This is a genomic window from Xanthomonas sp. LF02-5, assembly GCF_034105325.1.
Classification (GTDB): Bacteria; Pseudomonadota; Gammaproteobacteria; order Xanthomonadales; family Xanthomonadaceae; genus Xanthomonas_A; species Xanthomonas_A sontii.
The window spans coordinates 438774-456018 of record NZ_JAXGGF010000003.1; the positions used below are offsets into that span (position 1 = coordinate 438774).

Annotated in this window: 12 protein-coding genes; 7 read left to right on the forward strand and 5 right to left on the reverse strand. The window is 70.2% G+C overall.

What is annotated here, in order from left to right; all coding sequences use genetic code 11:
* The first annotated feature begins 5 nt into the window (after positions 1-5).
* Genes SLW52_RS10910 through SLW52_RS10920 form a run of 3 tightly spaced genes read left to right on the forward strand, consistent with a single transcriptional unit; the run spans position 6 to position 3271 of the window.
* A complete protein-coding gene (locus tag SLW52_RS10910) occupies positions 6-1340 on the forward strand; it encodes a D-tagatose-bisphosphate aldolase, class II, non-catalytic subunit (protein WP_320740158.1) in 1335 nt (444 codons plus the stop codon).
* A 33-nt stretch (positions 1341-1373) separates the two neighbouring features.
* Positions 1374-2150: a DeoR family transcriptional regulator gene (locus SLW52_RS10915; protein WP_320740293.1), complete on the forward strand. Its 777-nt coding sequence runs from the start codon at positions 1374-1376 to the stop codon at positions 2148-2150.
* Positions 2147-3271, forward strand: a complete 1125-nt coding sequence (locus tag SLW52_RS10920; protein ID WP_295920593.1) for an amidohydrolase family protein — start codon at positions 2147-2149, stop codon at positions 3269-3271. The genes SLW52_RS10915 and SLW52_RS10920 overlap by 4 nt, the downstream gene beginning before the upstream one ends.
* Before the next feature lie 390 nt (positions 3272-3661).
* On the opposite strand, the gene SLW52_RS10925 is transcribed toward SLW52_RS10920, so the two are convergent.
* The 4 genes from SLW52_RS10925 to SLW52_RS10940 all read right to left on the reverse strand — a co-directional run bounded on the left by SLW52_RS10925 (position 3662) and on the right by SLW52_RS10940 (position 7403).
* Complete coding sequence (locus SLW52_RS10925) at positions 3662-4192, reverse strand: hypothetical protein (protein ID WP_295920594.1); 531 nt, start codon at positions 4190-4192, stop codon at positions 3662-3664.
* A 47-nt stretch (positions 4193-4239) separates the two neighbouring features.
* Positions 4240-4533 (reverse strand): LysM peptidoglycan-binding domain-containing protein, encoded by a 294-nt coding sequence (locus tag SLW52_RS10930; RefSeq protein ID WP_017911040.1) that lies wholly within the window; start codon positions 4531-4533, stop codon positions 4240-4242.
* Between the two features lie 371 nt (positions 4534-4904).
* Positions 4905-5723: an NADPH-dependent 7-cyano-7-deazaguanine reductase QueF gene (gene queF, locus SLW52_RS10935; protein ID WP_043094508.1), complete on the reverse strand. Its 819-nt coding sequence runs from the start codon at positions 5721-5723 to the stop codon at positions 4905-4907.
* 375 nt (positions 5724-6098) lie between these two features.
* Complete coding sequence (locus SLW52_RS10940) at positions 6099-7403, reverse strand: M20 family metallopeptidase (protein WP_267103344.1); 1305 nt, start codon at positions 7401-7403, stop codon at positions 6099-6101.
* Between the two features lie 286 nt (positions 7404-7689).
* Here SLW52_RS10940 and SLW52_RS10945 point away from each other — a divergent pair, with 286 nt between their 5' ends.
* The 3 genes from SLW52_RS10945 to SLW52_RS10955 all read left to right on the forward strand — a co-directional run bounded on the left by SLW52_RS10945 (position 7690) and on the right by SLW52_RS10955 (position 15639).
* Positions 7690-8931, forward strand: coding sequence for an efflux RND transporter periplasmic adaptor subunit (locus SLW52_RS10945; protein WP_295920597.1), 1242 nt, complete (start codon positions 7690-7692; stop codon positions 8929-8931).
* 197 nt (positions 8932-9128) lie between these two features.
* Positions 9129-12356, forward strand: a complete 3228-nt coding sequence (locus tag SLW52_RS10950) for an efflux RND transporter permease subunit (RefSeq protein ID WP_267108669.1) — start codon at positions 9129-9131, stop codon at positions 12354-12356.
* Between the two features lie 172 nt (positions 12357-12528).
* Positions 12529-15639, forward strand: a complete 3111-nt coding sequence (locus SLW52_RS10955) for an efflux RND transporter permease subunit (protein ID WP_267121895.1) — start codon at positions 12529-12531, stop codon at positions 15637-15639.
* A 154-nt stretch (positions 15640-15793) separates the two neighbouring features.
* Here the strand turns inward: SLW52_RS10955 and SLW52_RS10960 are convergent, their stop codons facing one another.
* Positions 15794-16486 (reverse strand): lectin, encoded by a 693-nt coding sequence (locus SLW52_RS10960; protein ID WP_267121894.1) that lies wholly within the window; start codon positions 16484-16486, stop codon positions 15794-15796.
* 230 nt (positions 16487-16716) lie between these two features.
* On the opposite strand from SLW52_RS10960, the gene SLW52_RS10965 reads away from it, so the two are divergent.
* Positions 16717-17223, forward strand: coding sequence for a hypothetical protein (locus tag SLW52_RS10965; RefSeq protein WP_152236751.1), 507 nt, complete (start codon positions 16717-16719; stop codon positions 17221-17223).
* Positions 17224-17245: the final 22 nt, after the last annotated feature.

A 17245-nucleotide genomic window follows, 5' to 3' on the forward strand; every position in this document is an offset into this window, starting at 1 on the left:
TGTCCATGTCGCCCTTGCAGACCCTGCTCGCCTCCCACCGCGCCGGCGCCAACGTCGGCCTGTACAGCGTCTGCTGCAGCAACGACCAGGTGCTGCGCGCGGCGATGCAGGTCGCGCTGGCCCACGACACGCTGCTGCTGGTGGAGGCCACCTCCAACCAGGTCGACCAGTTCGGCGGCTACACCGGCATGACCCCGGCGCAGTACCGCGACTACGTCGGCGCACTGGCCGACACGGAAGGCTTCCCGCGCGCGCGGCTGATCCTGGGCGGCGATCACCTGGGCCCGAACGCCTGGCAGAAGGGGCCGGCCGCCGAGGCCATGGCGCATGCGCGCGTGCTGATCGCGCAGTACGTCGCCGCGGGCTTCCACAAGATCCACCTGGACTGCAGCATGGCCTGCGCCGACGATCCGGTGCCGCTGCCCGATGCCGTCGTCGCTGCGCGGTCGGCCGAACTGGCCGAGATCGCCGAGCGCACCGCCGCCGCACATGGGCTGCCGCCGCCGGTGTACGTGATCGGCACCGAGGTGCCGATTCCCGGCGGCGAAGCCTCGCTGGCCGGCGGCCTGCAGGTGACCACGCCGGCCGCGGCCGCGCAGACCCTGGCCATCCACCGGCAGGCCTTCGACACGCCGCCGCTGCGCGCCGCGTGGCAGCGGGTGATCGCGCTGGTGGTGCAGCCGGGCGTCGATTTCGACCACAGCCACGTGCACGACTACGACCCGGCCGCCGCCGCCGCGCTGGCCGATTTCCTCGAGCAGCAACCGCGCATCGTGTTCGAGGCGCACTCCACCGATTACCAGCGCGAGGACGCGCTGCACGCGCTGGTGCGCGACCACTTCGCCATCCTCAAGGTCGGCCCCGCCGCCACCTTCGCCTATCGCGAGGCGCTGTGCGCGCTGGCCGCGATCGAAGCCGAACTGCTGCCGGCGGCGCAGTGCTCGCAGCTGCCGCAGGTGCTGGACGCAGCGATGCAGGCGCAACCCGGATATTGGCAGTCCTACTATCCGGGCGACGCCGCCGCGCAACGCCTGCTGCGCCGCCATTCCTTCAGCGACCGCTGCCGCTACTACTGGGGCGAGCCGACGGTGCGCGCGGCGGTGGACACCTTGTTCGCCAACCTGGAACGGCATGCGCCGCCGCTGGTGCTGCTCAGCCAGTTCCTGCCCGAGCAGTACCGCGCGGTGCGCGCAGGCCAGCTCGCCACTACCCCGGCGGCGCTGGTCCAGCACCGCGTCGGCCTGTGCCTGGGCGAATACGCCCGCGCCTGCAGTGCCAACCGCGCCGGCGCGCGCCGGCCAAGCGCCGAAGCGGCTGCCGGCGTCGCGGCGAACGGCTAATCTTCCCGGTCGCCCGCGAATCCGAGAATGGCCATGCGCAACACCCGCTCCCGCCGCCAGCAGATCCTGCAGTCGCTGCTCGAACACGGCACGGTGCAGGTTGCCGATCTGGTGGAACGCTTCGACGTGTCGGCGGTGACCATTCGCGCCGATCTCAACCATTTCGAGGCGCAGGGCCTGGCCACCCGCACCCACGGCGGCGCCACGCTGGTGCGCACGCCGCCGCAGGAGCAGGACATCCACGAAAAGGACGCGCTGAACCTGCCGCTGAAGGAATCGATCGGCGCCTGCGCCGCGCGCATGGTGCAGCCCGGCGCCAACATCATCATCGACTCCGGTTCGACCACGATGACCCTGGCCCGGCATCTGCGCGGGCACCGCGACGTCACGGTGATGACCAACGGCCTCAACATCGCCTGGGAACTGGCCAACGCGCCCGGCATCAACGTGCTGCTCACCGGCGGCCAGTTGCGCCAGCAATCGCTGTCGCTGCAGGGCAGCCAGGCCGAGGCCAGCCTCAACGCCTACGGTTTCGACACGCTGTTCCTGGGCGTGGACGGCCTGGACCTGCAGTTCGGCCTGACCACCCACGACGAGGCCGAAGCGCGGCTCAACCACCGCATGGTCGAGCGCGCGCGGCGCATCGTGGTGCTGACCGACGCCTCCAAGTTCGGCCGGGTCAGCCTGCACCGCATCGCCCGCCTGGACCAGATCCACGCCATCATCACCGACGCCGGCATCGACGAGGCCACCCGCGAGGGGCTGCAGCGGCTGGGCATCGAGGTGATCGTCGCCGAGCCCGCGCCATGACCGATACGCGTTCCCTGCACGGCCGCCTGCTCACCCCGCTGGGCTGGCGCCGCGGCCACGTCCACTTCGACACCCACGTGCGCCGGCTGCAGGTGGACGACCACAGTGGCGGCGACGATCCGCAGCTGCCGCTGATCCTGCCGGGCTTCGTCGACCTGCACGTGCACGGCGCCGCCGGCGTGGACCTGATGCAGGGCGGCGACGCGGCGCGGCGCATCGCCCGCGCTCACCTGCGCTTCGGCACCACCACCCTGCTGGCGACCACCATGACCGCCGGCGTCGAGGAGATCGCGCACGCACTGCGCGGCGTCGCCGCGACCATGGCCGCGCCCGATGCCGACGCGGCCTGCATCGCCGGCGTGCACCTGGAAGGCCCCTTCATCAGCCCGCAGCGGCTGGGCGCGCAGCCCGACCGCACGATCGAGGCCAGCCTCGCCCTGGTCCAGCAGTGGCAGGCGCTGGCGCCGATCCGGGTGCTGACCCTGGCGCCGGAGATCGGCGCGCACACCGCGCTGATTCCGGCGCTGACCGCACTGGGCATCCGCGTGCAGCTCGGCCACAGCGCCGGCAGCTACGAGGACGGCGTGGCGGCGCTGCAGGCCGGCGCGGCCGGCTTCACCCACCTGTTCAACGGCATGACCGGCGTGGACCACTATCGCCCCGGCATCGCCGCCGCGGCGCTGGCGCATGCGCAGTACGCCGAACTGATTCCCGACCTGCAGCATGTGCATCCCGGCGTGATTCGCCTTGCCGCGCGCGCGATCCCGCGCCTGTACGCGGTGACCGACGCCACCGCCGCCACCGGCATGCCCGACGGCGAATACGCACTGGGCGAGCAGCGCGTGCACAAGTGCGGCGGCTGCGTGCGCCTGGCCAGCGGCTCGCTGGCCGGCAGCGCACTGACCATGGATCAGGCGTTGCGCAACCTGGTGCAGGCGGGCCTGGAACTGGCCGATGCCGCACAGCGCGTGTCCACCTTCCCGGCCGACTACCTGGGCCTGGGCGACCGCGGCCGCATCGCCCCCGACGCCCGCGCCGACCTGGCGGTGCTGGACAGCGACCTGCGCCTGCGCCAGGTGGTGGTGGGTGGGCGCATGCTGGATCTGCACGCGCATCACTGATCGCCGTGCGCGGCTGCGCGGTGCTGGCCAGCGGTGGTGCACGCAGACGCCGCCGAGTGGACGGCAAGGCATCGTCCAGGACGTGCGTCGGGATGGAAGGGCGCCGCTGATCCGCCGGATGCAGCTTGCGCCTCCGTGGCAGGAGCGGCGTCAGCCGCGACGGGCGTACCCGCTAAGGCCGGTCGCGGCTGAAGCCGCTCCTATGACGGGTTTCCGGGCTGTGGGAGTGTCCTGAAGTCCCCCCACACCTTCTTCCTCCAGCGCATCGGCAGTGCTGTCGGAGCATCGGGCCACGCATAAAAAAGGCGCAGCCTCGCGGCTGCGCCAGCGTGTCGCACGTGCCGGGAGAGAGGCGGCGCGTGCGACCCGTGACCGGGCCTCAGCCCTGGATCACTTCACCTCGAACGTCTGCGGCGTGCCCGCCGCCTGACCGTTCACGGTGACCTCGGCCTTGTACTGGCCGGCCGGCCAGCCCTTGGGATTGGTGAACTCGAAGTTGGTGGTGTCGGCACCGCTGGTATTGAGCGTCTCGGTGCGCTCGCCGGCGGTCTGGCCGTCCTGGAACACCAGCTTGGCGCCGACGTTGGCGTTGGTCGCCGAGCCCTCGGTCTTCACCGAAACGATGATCTTGTCCTTGCTGGCGAGCGTGGTCATCGGCGCGACGGACTTGTCCGCGGCGGCAGTGTTGCCGACAGCGACGGCGGCCACGTTCACCGCATTGGCGCCTGCGGCGGCCGGCGCCGGCTGCTCCGCCGGGGCTGCGGCTGCGGCCGGACCCGGCATCTGCTCGGTCGGCGCGGACGAGGTGGGATCGGGCGACACGGTCTGTTGCTGCTCCTGCTTCTTGCAGCCGGCCAGTGCCAACGCGCCGACCAGGGCGATCATCAAGGGCGAAAACGCGGAGATCGAGCGGGTCTTCATCGGTGGGGACTCCTGTCGGAATAACGAAAGGTGGTGGTGGCGACGCCTCAGGCGCCGGCCGGCAGCTTGAGGGTCTGGCCGGGATAGATCTTGTCGGGGTCGGCCAGCACGTCGCGGTTGGCCTCGAAGATGCGCGTCCAGGCGTTGCCGTCGCCGTAATGCAGCTTGGCGATCTTGGATAACGAATCGCCAGGCTTGACCACGTACACCTGCTGCACCTGCTCGGCGGTGCTGTCGACCTTGCTCTGCACGGCGGAAAAATCCGCCTTCTGTACGACGTCGGCGGTGGTGTCCACCTTGGCGGTGACCGCCGAGAAATCGGCGCGCTTGTCACTGTTCATCGCGTGGCTTCCTGCGTGATGGGACGCTGCCACGGTGTCACAGGATTTGTTAAAAAAGGATCGCGCGGCCGTGAACCGCGAGGCTGCGGTTCAGGCGCGCAGCGCGCATTCCAACGCGGCGAAATGTGTCGCTCAAACGCTCGGGACCGTGCATGCCAGCGGGACCGCGGGCACTCGCCACCATCGCCATGTGGGCGCATCGTCCAGGCGACGACTGCGCGAAGCCCGGTCTGCCGCAGAGAAGCTGACGACAGCGCTCCCCTCAGGGCGCTCCTTGTGGGAGGGACTTCAGTCCCGACTGCAGCACGCTCGGCCGCGTCGATGATGTCGCGCGTCGCGGCCGATGGTGCAATCGCAGTGTCAGCGCTGGCCTACTGACGCAGATCGCGCAGGAAGCTCAGCGGTTCGGCCACGTCCGCGGTGGCGCGCCAGGGATTGATGTCCAGCCCGCCGCGGCGGGTGTAGCGCGCCTCCACCTGCAGCGACTGCGGCCGGCAGCGGGTCATCAGGTCGTGGAAGATGCGTTCCACGCACTGCTCGTGGAAGCCGGCGTGCTCGCGGAAACTGATCAGGTAGCGCAGCAGGCCTTCGCGGTCGATGCGGCCGCCGCGATAGCGCACATGCAGCGAGGCCCAGTCCGGCTGACCGGTGACCGGGCAGTTGGATTTGAGCAATTCGCTGGTCAGGGTTTCCTCGACCACGTCGCCGTCGGCAGCGGACAGGAAGTCCGGACGCGGCGGACCGTAGCAGTCGATGGCGATGTCCAACGCATCGAGCGACTCGCCCTCGCCCAGCGTGTCCATCGGCGGCAGGCCGAACTCCATCGCCACGTCGGCACCGGCGCGCGCCGACAGGTCGGTGACGATGCAACTGCGCAGCGCTTCAGCGCTGTTGAAGCGCATCGCGTTGAGCGAGTTGAGATAGAGCTTGAGCGATTTGGATTCGATCAGGTTGGGCGAGGCGCACGGCACGTGCAGGGTCGCGGTGGCGACACAGGGCTTGCCCTGCGCATCGAGCCAGCTCAGTTCGTAGGCGTGCCAGCGGTCCACGCCGAAGAACGGCAGCGCCGCGGGGTCGAGACCGATCTCGGTGCGCGCCGCAGCGCGCGGGATGGGAAACAGCAGCGCGGGATCGTACTGCGACGGGTAGGCGACCTCGCGGCCGAGACTGGAATCCTGGGGGGTGTTCATGCCGTGCAGTGTAGCGGGCGCGTTCTGGCTGGGAGGTGTATGGGGCGGGGATTCGGGATTCGGGAGTGGCAAAAGCAAAATCTGGCTCACTTGGATCGACGTGTTTGCGTCGATGCGAGGCGTTGCACGTCGCGACCGAGATCGCTTCCACAAAGGCTCACCGCGAGCCCCCCGGATGCACTGTGGGAGGGACTTCAGTCCCGACGCATTGCGCCATCGGCAAGCGCGCCACTCGCGCCTCGCGCCTGCATGACGGTTGACTCCCCGGGGACGATCGAGCGCCGCTCCAACGGATATGCGATGGGGCAGCACCGATGACGATTCCCTAAGCCGCCGCACCCACGCGCTTGCGAATCCCCAATCCCGACTCCCCAATCACTGCTTCAAATAATCCAGCGTCACCTGCAGCATCGCGCGCAGGCCGACGTCCAGGGCGGTCTCGTCGAGCAGGAACTGCGGCGAGTGGTTGCTGGGCGCGGTGGCCGGGTCGATGCCGGGGCCGGTGGCGCCGACGAAGAAGAACATCGACGGCACCTGCTGCGCGTAGAACGAGAAATCCTCCGCGCCCATCTGCAGCGGCGGTTCGTAGACGTTGCCGGCGCCGACCACTGCCCGCAGGCTGGGCAGCATGCGCGCAGTCAGCGCCGGGTCGTTGACCGTGGCCGGGTTGCCGTCCTGGTCGGGCACGTGCGCCTCGGCCTTGGCGCCGTGCGCGGCGGCGGTGTGCTCGGCCACGGTCTTGAGGTCGGCGAAGATCTGCTGGCGCATGCCCTCGTCGAAGGTGCGGATGGTGCCGACCATCTCCACGTCGTCGGGGATGATGTTGTAGCGGATGCCGCCCTTGATCGCGCCGAAGCTGAGCACCGCCGGCTGCTTGGACAGGTTGGCGCGTCGGCTGATCACCGTCTGCGCCGCGCCGATCAGGTCGGCGCTGGTCACGATCGGGTCGATGCCGTTCCACGGCGCCGAGCCGTGGGTCTGGCGGCCGATCACCTTGATGCTGAAACGGTCCGAGGCGGCCATCAGCGGGCCGCCGCGCACCGCGATCTTGCCGGCCTGGACGCTGGAGAACACGTGCAGGCCGAACATCGCCTGCGGCTTGAAGTCGCGGAACAGGCCTTCCTTGAGCATCAGCGAGGCGCCGCCCTCTTCGTTGCCCGGCGCGCCCTCCTCCGAGGGCTGGAACACCAGCATGACCTCGCCCGGCAGCTGCGCGCGCATCGCCACCAGCGCCTCGGCGACGCCGAGCAGGATCGCGGTGTGCGCGTCGTGGCCACAGGCGTGCATCACCCCCACGGTCTCGCCGCGGTACTCGCTGGTGGCCTTGGAGGCGAACGGCAGGCCGGTCTGCTCGGTCACCGGCAGCGCGTCCATGTCCGCGCGCAGGGCGATCTTCGGTCCCGGCAGCGCGCCTTTGACGATGGCCACCACGCCATGATGGGCGATGCCGGTCTGCGGCTTCAGGCCCAGCGCGCGCAGCCGTTCGGCGACCTTGGCGGCGGTGCGCTCCTCGCGGTTGGACAGCTCCGGGTGCTGGTGGAAGTCGCGCCGCCACTCCACCACCTTGGCCTGCAACCTGGCCGCGGCGGCCGTCACCTCCGGGCGCTCGGCGCTCTGCGCCCAGGCCAGGGCGGGGACGGCGAACAGCATCGCGGACAGCAGGCGGGACAGGCGCGGCATGGCAGGGCTCCAGATCGGGACGCAACGGGCGTTCAGTCACTGTAGTGCATCGGCCGCCAGCGAGGGGCGGCCACGGATCCCGCTGCGGACAAAAAACCCTTGCGAATCCGTGTCAACCGATGCGCCGCCTGCGCGTTGCGAGAGCGGACGACCGGCCTTGCCCGCCCGCAGGGTCTGTCCCTTCAGTCATGGTCCAATCGCAACGCGCCGGCGATATGCTTTCTCGCTCGTCACCAGCCACTGCGGGAGGGCCCTCCACCCCGCCTCGCCACAGGAGTTTCCCCGGATGTCGCGTTTCTGGAAGATTGCGCTGCTGATCCTCGCAGCGGTGGCCGTGGTGGTGGTGGGCATGCGCGTCATGCGCGGCGGACATCACAAGGGCGGCGGCCCCGGTGACGGCATGGGCGACGACAGCGACAACACGCCGGTCCCGGTGACGGTCGTCGCCGCCACCCACCAGGCGGTGCCGATCTACGCCACCGCCACCGGCACGGTGACCGCGCTGAGCACCGTCACCGTCAGCCCGCAGGTCGGCGGCCAGCTGATGAGCCTGAATTTCCGCGAAGGCCAGGAAGTGAAGAAGGGCGAGCTGCTGGCGCAGATCGACCCGCGCTCGCTGCAGGCCAGCTACGACCAGGCCGCGGCGAGCAAGCGCCAGAACCAGGCGCTGCTGGCCACCGCGCGTTCCACCTTCCAGCGCTCCGACTCGCCGGCCTACCGCCAGTACGTGGCCAAGACCGACCTGGACACGCAGCGCAACCAGGTGGCGCAGTACGAAGCGGCGGTCGCCGCCAACGACGCGCAGATGCGTGCAGCGCAGGTGCAGCTGCAGTACACCCGCATCCTCGCCCCCAGCGACGGCATCGCCGGCATCCGCGGCGTGGACGTGGGCAACATCGTCAGCACCAGCAGCACCATCGTCACCATCACCCAGGTGCACCCGATCTACGTGACCTTCAACCTGCCGGAGATCCAGCTGCAGGACGTGCGCCAGGCGCAGGCGGCCGCGCCGCTGCCGGTGACCGCGCTGGACCGCACCGATGCGCATCCGATCGCCAGCGACGGCCAGGTCGACGTGATCGACAACCAGATCAGCGCCGACACCGGCACCTTCAAGGTCCGCGCGGTGTTCCCGAACGACGACCGCGCGCTGTGGCCGGGCCAGTTCGTCAACGTGCGCCTGACCCTGCGCACCGTAGCCGACGGCGTGGTGGTGCCGACCCAGGCGGTGCAGCGCGGGCCCAACGGCGACTACGTGTACGTGGTGCAGGCCGACAACACGGTCAAGATGCAGACGGTGAAGCAGGGCACGGAAGTGGGCGACAGCCACGTGCAGCTGACCGAAGGCCTGAAGGCCGGTGAGCGGGTGGTCACCGAAGGCCAGTTCCGGCTCAAGCCCGGCACCAAGGTGAACGCGCTGAAGCCGGGCGAAGCGCCGCCGGAGCCGACCGAGGCCGAACTGAAGGAGGCCGAGGGCAAGCAACAGCAGCGCGGCGGCGGACGCCGCGGCGGCGGCGGGCCGCGCTGAGCGTGCCGCGCACGCGGCGCGCGGCGGCAACGGCCCTGCCGCGCCTGCGTGGCGGGCGGCGGCCGGATCGCGCGCAGGCGGCGGCGTTCCCGCCCTGCGTCGCGATCGCGGCACGGGGCCACGGCCCCCGCTGATTCCGCCGTCTTTCCCGGCGCCGGCCTGGCCGCACCGGACTCTCACCAGCAAGGATCTTCCCCGTGGGCTTTTCGACGATCTTCATCCGCCGCCCGATCGCCACCACCTTGCTGATGGCAGGCGTGCTGCTGCTCGGCATCCTCGGCTACCGGCAACTGCCGGTGTCGGCGCTGCCGGAAATCGACGCGCCCAGCCTGGTGGTGACCACGCAGTATCCCGGCGCCAACGCCAGCACCATGGCCTCGCTGGTGACCACGCCGCTGGAGCGCCAGCTCGGGCAGATCTCCGGGCTGCAGATGATGACCTCCGACTCGTCGGCCGGCCTGTCCACGATCGTGCTGCAGTTCGCGATGGACCGCGACATCGACATCGCCGCGCAGGACGTGCAGGCGGCGATCCGCCAGTCCACCCTGCCCTCCTCGCTGCCCTACCAGCCGGTCTACAACCGGGTGAACCCGGCCGACGCGGCGATCCTCACCCTCAAGCTCAGCTCCGACACGCTGCCGCTGCGCGAGGTCAACAACTACGCCGACTCGATCCTGGCCCAGCGCCTGTCGCAGGTGCCGGGCGTGGGCCTGGTGTCGATCGCCGGCAACGTGCGCCCGGCGGTGCGCATCCAGGTCAATCCGGCGCAGCTGTCGAACATGGGCCTGACCCTGGAGGCGCTGCGCAGCGCGCTGACCCAGACCAACGTCAACGCGCCGAAGGGCTCGCTCAACGGCAAGACCCAGTCCTACAGCATCGGCACCAACGACCAGCTGTCCAGCGCCGCCGAGTACCGCGACACCGTGATCAGCTACCGCAACGGCGCGCCGGTGCGGCTGTCGGACGTGGCCAAGGTGGTGGACGGGGTGGAGAACGACCAGCTCGCCGCCTGGGCCGACGGCAAGCCGGCGGTGCTGCTGGAAGTGCGCCGCCAGCCCGGCGCCAACATCGTGCAGACGGTGGAGCAGATCCGCGCGATCCTGCCGCAGTTGCAGGGCGTGCTGCCGGCCGGCGTGCACCTGGACGTGTTCTCCGACCGCACCGAGACCATCCGCGCCTCGGTGCACGAGGTCAAGTTCACCCTGATCCTGACCATCGGCCTGGTGGTGGCGGTGATCTTCGTGTTCCTGCGCCGGCTGTGGGCCACCGTGATCCCGTCGGTGGCGGTGCCGCTGTCGCTGGCCGGCACCTTCGCGGTGATGGCCTTCGCCGGCATGTCGCTGGACAACCTGTCGCTGATGGCGCTGGTGGTGGCCACCGGCTTCGTGGTCGACGATGCGATCGTGATGATCGAGAACATCGTGCGCTACATCGAACAGGGCAAGAGCGGCCGCGAGGCCGCGGAGATCGGCGCGCGCCAGATCGGCTTCACCGTGCTGTCGCTGACCGTGTCGCTGGTGGCGGTGTTCCTGCCGCTGATCCTGATGCCCGGCGTCACCGGCCGCCTGTTCCACGAGTTCGCCTGGGTGCTGAGCATCGCCGTGGTGATCTCGATGCTGGTGTCGCTGACGCTGACGCCGATGATGTGCGCCTACCTGCTCAAGCCCGACGCCCTGCCCGAGGGCGAGGACGCGCACGAGCGCACCGCGGCGGCCGGCAAGACCACGCTGTGGTCGCGCACCGTGGGCGTGTACGAGCGCAGCCTGGACTGGGTGCTGGGCCACCAGAAGCTGACCCTGCTGGTGGCGCTGGCGACGATGGTGCTGACCGTGCTGCTTTATGTGGTGATCCCCAAGGGCCTGCTTCCCGAGCAGGACACCGGGCTGATCACCGGCGTGGTCCAGGCCGACCAGAACGTGGCGTTCCCGCAGATGGAGCAGCGCACCCAGGCGGTGGCCGAGGCGCTGCGGCGCGACCCGGCGGTGACCGGCGTGGCCGCCTTCATCGGCGCCGGCTCGATGAACCCCACCCTCAACCAGGGCCAGCTCAGCATCGTGCTGAAGCCGCGCAGCGACCGCGACAGCCTGGAAGACCTGCTGCCGCGGCTGCAGAAGGCGGTGGCCGGGCTGCCCGGCGTCGCCCTGTACCTGAAGCCGGTGCAGGACGTGACCCTGGACACCCGCGTGGCCGCCACCGAATACCAGTACTCGCTCTCGGACGTGGACAGCGCCGAGCTGGCGACCCAGGCCACGCGCCTGACCGAGGCGCTGCGCAAGCGCCCGGAACTGGCCGACGTGGACAACAACCTGGCCAACCAGGGCCGTGCGCTGGAACTGCACGTGGACCGCGAGAAGGCCAGCACCCTCGGCGTGCCGATGCAGACCATCGACGACACGCTGTACGACGCCTTCGGCCAGCGCCAGATCTCCACCATCTTCACCCAGCTCAACCAGTACCGCGTGGTGCTGGAAGTGGCGCCGGAGTTCCGCACCAGCACCGCGCTGCTCAACCAGCTGGCGGTGGCCAGCAACGGCAGCGGCGCGCTGACCGCCAGCAACGCCACCAGCTTCGGCCAGACCACTTCCAGCAACTCCTCCACCGCCACCGGCATCGGCGCGCAGAACACCGGCATCACCGTCGGCAGCGGCGGCACCGTGCCGCTGGCGGCGGTGGCCGAGGCCAAGCAGTCGACCACGCCGCTGGTGGTCAGCCACCAGCAGCAGCTGCCGGCGGTCACCGTGTCGTTCAACCTGGCGCAGGGCTACTCGCTGTCGCAGGCGGTGGCGGCGATCGAGGAAACCCGCGCGCAGTTGCAGTTGCCGCCGCAGTTGCATGCCGAGTTCATCGGCAAGGCCGCCGAATTCACCGGCAGCCAGACCGACGTGGTGTGGCTGCTGCTGGCCTCGGTGGTGCTGATCTACATCGTGCTGGGCGTGCTGTACGAGAGCTACATCCACCCGCTGACGATCATCTCCACGCTGCCGCCGGCCGGCGTCGGCGCGCTGCTGGCGCTGATGCTGTGCGGGCTGAGCCTGTCGGTGGACGGCATCGTCGGCATCGTGCTGCTCATCGGCATCGTCAAGAAGAACGCGATCATGATGATCGACTTCGCGATCGACGCACGCCGCGAGGGCGCCAACGCCCACGACGCGATCCGCCGCGCCTGCCTGCTGCGCTTCCGCCCGATCATGATGACCACCGCCGCGGCGATGCTGGGCGCACTGCCGCTGGCGCTGGGCGACGGCATCGGCTCGGAACTGCGCCGCCCGCTGGGCATCTCCATCGTCGGCGGCCTGCTGCTGTCGCAGCTGGTCACCCTGTACACCACCCCGGTGATCTACCTGTACATGGAACGCGCCTCCGAGCGCGTGCGTCGCTGGCGCGAGCGGCGTGCGGCGCGGGTGTCGATGGAGCGGCCGGCATGAGGGGGTTGAGAAGCCGGGACTCGGGACCCGGGACCCGGGACCCGCAAAGCGGGCTCCGCGCACGCCCGCAAAACAACGATGCTTCCGCGCTTGCCACTGAACAACAAAGCGACCAATTCGCACGGGTCCCGGGTCCCGAGTCCCGGGTCCCGGCTCTCCTGATCCCTGCCCCATGAACATCTCCGCGCCCTTCATCCGCCGTCCCATCGGCACCGCGCTGCTGGCCATCGGCCTGTTCGTGATCGGCATGATGTGCTACCTGCGCCTGGGCGTGGCGGCGCTGCCGAACATCTCGATCCCGGTGATCTTCGTGCAGGCCAGCCAGGCCGGCGCCGATGCCTCGACCATGGCCGCCACGGTCACCGCGCCGCTGGAGCGGCACCTGGGCCAGGTGCCGGGCATCGACACCATGCGCTCCTCCAGCTCGGAGGGGAACAGCCAGGTGTTCATGGTGTTCCAGAGCAGCCGCAACATCGATTCGGCGGCGCAGGACGTGCAGACCGCGATCAACGCCGCGCAGGCCGACCTGCCCTCCGGCCTGGCCACGCCGCGCTACCAGAAGGCCAATCCCAACGACGACCCGGTCATCGCCATCGCCCTGACCTCGGACACGCAGTCGGCCGACGAGCTGTACAACGTCGCCGATTCGCTGCTGGCGCAGCGCCTGCGCCAGATCACCGGCGTGGCCTCGGTGGACATCGGCGGCGCCTCCACCCCGGCGGTGCGGGTGGACGTGAACCTGCGCGCGCTCAACGCCATGGGCCTGACCCCGGACGACCTGCGCAACGCGGTGCGCGCGGCCAACGTCACCTCGCCCACCGGCTTCCTCAGCGACGGCGCCACCACCACGGCCATCGTCGCCAACGACGCGGTGGCCAAGGCCGCCGACTTCGGCCAGGTGGTGATCAGCCAGCAACAGGGCCGCGCGGTGCGCCTACGCGACATCGCCAACGTCTACGACGGCCAGCAGGACGCGTACCAGGCGGCCTGGTTCGGCGGCAAGCCGGCGGTGGTGATGTATGTGTTCACCCGCGCCGGCGCCAACATCGTGGAAACGGTGGACCGGGTCAAGGCCGAGATCCCGATGCTGCGCACCTACCTGCAGCCGGGCACGAAGATGACGGCGTACTTCGACCGTACCCCGACCATCCGCGCCTCGCTCAACGAGGTGCAGGCCACGCTGATGATCAGCCTGGCGATGGTGGTGCTGACCATGGCGCTGTTCCTGCGCCGGCTGGCGCCCACGCTGATCGCCGCGGCCACCGTGCCGCTGTCGCTGGCCGGCGCGGCGCTGGCGATGTACGTCATGGGCTTCACCCTCAACAACCTGAGCCTGCTGGCGCTGGTGATCGCGATCGGCTTCGTCGTCGACGATGCGATCGTGGTCATCGAGAACATCATGCGCCACCTCGACGAGGGCATGTCGCGGCTGGACGCGGCGCTGGCCGGCGCGCGCGAGATCGGCTTCACCATCGTCTCGATCACCGCCTCGCTGGTGGCGGTGTTCATTCCGATCCTGTTCGCCAGCGGCATGATCGGGGTGTTCTTCCGCGAGTTCACCGTCACCCTGGTCGCGGCGATCTGCGTCTCGGCGGTGGTGTCGCTGACGCTGACCCCGGCGCTGTGCAGCCGCTTTCTGTCCGCGCACGCCGAGCCGGAGCAACCCGGCCGCTTCGGCGCCTGGCTGGAGCGCATGCACGATCGCATGCTGCGCGTGTACACCGTGGCCCTGGACTTCTCGCTGCGCCACGCGCTGCTGCTGGCGCTGACCCCGCTGCTGCTGATCGCGGCCACGGTGTTCCTGGCCGGCGCGGTCAAGAAGGGCTCGTTCCCGGCGCAGGACACCGGCCTGATCTGGGGCCGCGCCACCTCCAGCGCCACGGTGTCTTTCGCCGACATGGTCAACCGCCAGCGCCGCATCACCGACATGCTGATGTCCGACCCTGCGGTGAAGATCGTCGGTGCGCGCCTGGGCAGCAGCCGCCAGGGCTCCAGCGCCAGCTTCAACATCGAGCTCAAGCGCCGCGACGAAGGCCGCACCGATACCACCGCGCAGGTGCTGGCGCGGCTCAGCGCCAAGGCCGACCGCTACCCCGACCTGCAGTTGCGCCTGCGCGCGATCCAGGACCTGCCCAGCGACGGTGGCGGCGGCACCAGCCAGGGCGCGCAGTACCGCGTCTCGCTGCAGGGCAACGACAACGCGCAGTTGCAGGAGTGGCTGCCCAAGCTGCAGGCCGCCCTGAAGCAGAACCCCAAGCTGCGCGACGTCGGCACCGACGTGGACAACGCCGGCCTGCGCCAGAACATCGTGATCGACCGCGCCCTGGCCGCGCGCCTGGGCGTGTCGATCGGCGCCATCGACGGCGCGCTGTACGGCGCGTTCGGCCAGCGCCAGATCTCCACCATCTACTCCGACCTCAACCAGTACAGCGTGGTGGTCAACGCGCTGCCGGACCAGACCGCCACGCCGGCGGCGCTGGACCGCATCTACGTGCCCGCGCGCAACGGCACGATGATCCCGCTGACCGCGGTCGCCCACCAGGTACCGGGGCTGGCGCCGTCGCAGATCACGCACATGAACCAGTACACGACGATGGACCTGAGCTACAACCTGGCGCCGGGCGTCAGCACCGGCGAGGGCGACGCGATCATCGCCGCCACCGTGGCCGGGCTGCGCATGCCCGGCGACATCCGCATCGCCGACGGCGGCGGCTTCGGCGTGCAGTTGCAGCCGAACTCGATGCTGGTGCTGGTGCTGGCCGCGATCGTGGTGGTCTACATCGTGCTGGGCATGCTCTACGAGAGCCTGGTGCACCCGGTGACCATCCTCTCCACCCTGCCGGCCGCCGGCATGGGCGCGCTGCTGGCGCTATGGGTCACCGGCACCGAGCTGTCGGTGATCTCGATGATCGCGCTGGTGCTGCTGATCGGCATCGTCAAGAAGAACGCGATCATGATGATCGACTTCGCCCTGGTCGCCGAGCGCGAGCACGGCAAGACCCCGCTGGAGGCCGCGCGCGAAGCCTGCATCGTGCGCTTCCGCCCGATCATGATGACCACGATGGTGGCGATCCTGGCCGCGGTGCCGCTGGCGGTGGGCCTGGGCGAAGGCTCGGAACTGCGCCGCCCGCTCGGCATCGCGATGATCGGCGGCCTGCTGATCTCGCAGAGCCTGACCCTGCTCAGCACCCCGGCGCTGTACGTGATCTTCTCCTGCCTGCGCGAACGCTGGTACGCCCGGCGCGCGCGGCGGCGCGAGCGGCGGCAGCTGCGGGTGGCCTGAAGGCCGGGAATCGGGAATAGAGAATGGGGAATCGGAAAAGCGAGGAGCAAAGAGCGGTCATGCGCCACTGAGGCGAAAGCGGCACCAGCTGCCTCAGTCACTCGACCCTCATGCTCTTCCCATTCCCCACTCCCGATTCCCTATTCCCGGCTTCTCAGCCACACCCTTCCACGTAATCCACCTGCGGCGGCAGGCCCACGCGCCAGGCGACGGCCTTGCCGGCTGCGTCGGTCTCGAACACCAGCACGCCAGGCTGGCCGGACTCGCCGCGCACGCGCAGCATCTTGGCGCCTTCGACGTACTTGTGCGGCTGCTCTTCCACGCGACCGGCGTACAGCGCGCGCAGTTGCGCCAGGTCCATGCCGACCTTGCCGCCGCCGGGCGCGGTCTCCTTGGGGGTGCGCACGTCGTAGCGCACCAACTTGTCGTCTTCGACCATCAGGCCGAACCGGTTGTTGCCCTTGGCCCAGCGCGGACGCAGCACGTAGCAGCTGCTGCCGGCGCTGGGCTGGCCGTCGAGCTCGCCGCCCCAGGCGGCGCGTGCCTGCGCCGCCGACATGCCCAGGCGCAGGTCGCCATAGCCATCGATGCGGGCCAGTTGCCGGTCGTCCGCGGCCAGTTCCGGCGGCAGCGCCGAGGCCGGCGCCTGTGCCGGCGGCACGTCGCTATCGGGCTGGTCGATGTCCGGCGGCGGCAAGGCGCCGTCGTCGGCCGTGGCGGGTGCCGCGGTCGGCGCCTGCGCCGGCGCAGACGGTGCGGGAGGCGCGGCTGGCGGCGCGGGCGGCTGCCGGTCGCAGGCGGCGAGCGCGAGCAGCAACACCGCCACGCCTGGTTGAATCGGCTTCATCGCACTTCCTCGCTGGACCAGCGCATAGGCTAGCGTGCATGCGCTTGCGCTGCACGGCGCTGCGGCGACGACACGCAGCGCGCAGCCGCGGCTCGGCACAGCGCCCTGAACCGGGCGTTCGATCACGCCGATGACAAGACGGCTGCAGGCACCGACACGCCGACGCATCGCCCCTGTCATCGGCATTTCACCGCGCTGCGCCACGCTGCGCGCCTACCGACCCCGCCGCCATGCACCCGCGCAAGACCGCCCTCGCCCTTGCGGCACTGCAATCTCACGATGCGCCGCTGGACATGCGCCAGCGACGCGTGCTGATCCTGGCCGACGGCCAGCGCAGCGTCGAGGAACTGGCCACGCTGGGCGGCCGCGGCGCCGATGCGATCGTGCAGGGGCTGCTGGAGCAGGGCTACCTGGACGATGGGCGCAGCGTCGCCGCCGCAACGGTGGTCGCGAGCGCGCCACCACCACCGGCCGACCCGCGTCGCGCCCTGCTCAATGCACGCATGTATCTGCTGGACCTGCTGCAACTGCAGCGGCATCCGGCCTCGCCTGCCCTGCAGCTGCAGTTGCGCGCCGCGCGCGAGGAGCAGGACACCCTGCGCGCGATCGCGCTGGCGCTGCGCACCATGCCGGAGATGACCTCCGAGCGCTACGCGCAGCGCATCCGCGAGCGCGTGTTGGAGATCCTGCCGGCATCGCTGCACGGCGCGCTGACGGCCGCGGCGGAGGCCGCCTGACGGGCAGCGCCGCCGTGCGTCG

What these genes read in the sequence shown, in the direction of transcription:
- SLW52_RS10910 (WP_320740158.1), top strand. Translation starts at nt 6, where the DNA reads ATGTCGCCCTTGCAGACCCTGCTCGCCTCCCACCGCGCCGGCGCCAAC.
- SLW52_RS10915 (WP_320740293.1), top strand. Translation starts at nt 1,374, where the DNA reads ATGCGCAACACCCGCTCCCGCCGCCAGCAGATCCTGCAGTCGCTGCTC.
- SLW52_RS10920 (WP_295920593.1), top strand. Translation starts at nt 2,147, where the DNA reads ATGACCGATACGCGTTCCCTGCACGGCCGCCTGCTCACCCCGCTGGGC.
- SLW52_RS10925 (WP_295920594.1), bottom strand. Translation starts at nt 4,192, where the DNA reads ATGAAGACCCGCTCGATCTCCGCGTTTTCGCCCTTGATGATCGCCCTG.
- SLW52_RS10930 (WP_017911040.1), bottom strand. Translation starts at nt 4,533, where the DNA reads ATGAACAGTGACAAGCGCGCCGATTTCTCGGCGGTCACCGCCAAGGTG.
- queF (WP_043094508.1), bottom strand. Translation starts at nt 5,723, where the DNA reads ATGAACACCCCCCAGGATTCCAGTCTCGGCCGCGAGGTCGCCTACCCG.
- SLW52_RS10940 (WP_267103344.1), bottom strand. Translation starts at nt 7,403, where the DNA reads ATGCCGCGCCTGTCCCGCCTGCTGTCCGCGATGCTGTTCGCCGTCCCC.
- SLW52_RS10945 (WP_295920597.1), top strand. Translation starts at nt 7,690, where the DNA reads ATGTCGCGTTTCTGGAAGATTGCGCTGCTGATCCTCGCAGCGGTGGCC.
- SLW52_RS10955 (WP_267121895.1), top strand. Translation starts at nt 12,529, where the DNA reads ATGAACATCTCCGCGCCCTTCATCCGCCGTCCCATCGGCACCGCGCTG.
- SLW52_RS10960 (WP_267121894.1), bottom strand. Translation starts at nt 16,486, where the DNA reads ATGAAGCCGATTCAACCAGGCGTGGCGGTGTTGCTGCTCGCGCTCGCC.
- SLW52_RS10965 (WP_152236751.1), top strand. Translation starts at nt 16,717, where the DNA reads ATGCACCCGCGCAAGACCGCCCTCGCCCTTGCGGCACTGCAATCTCAC.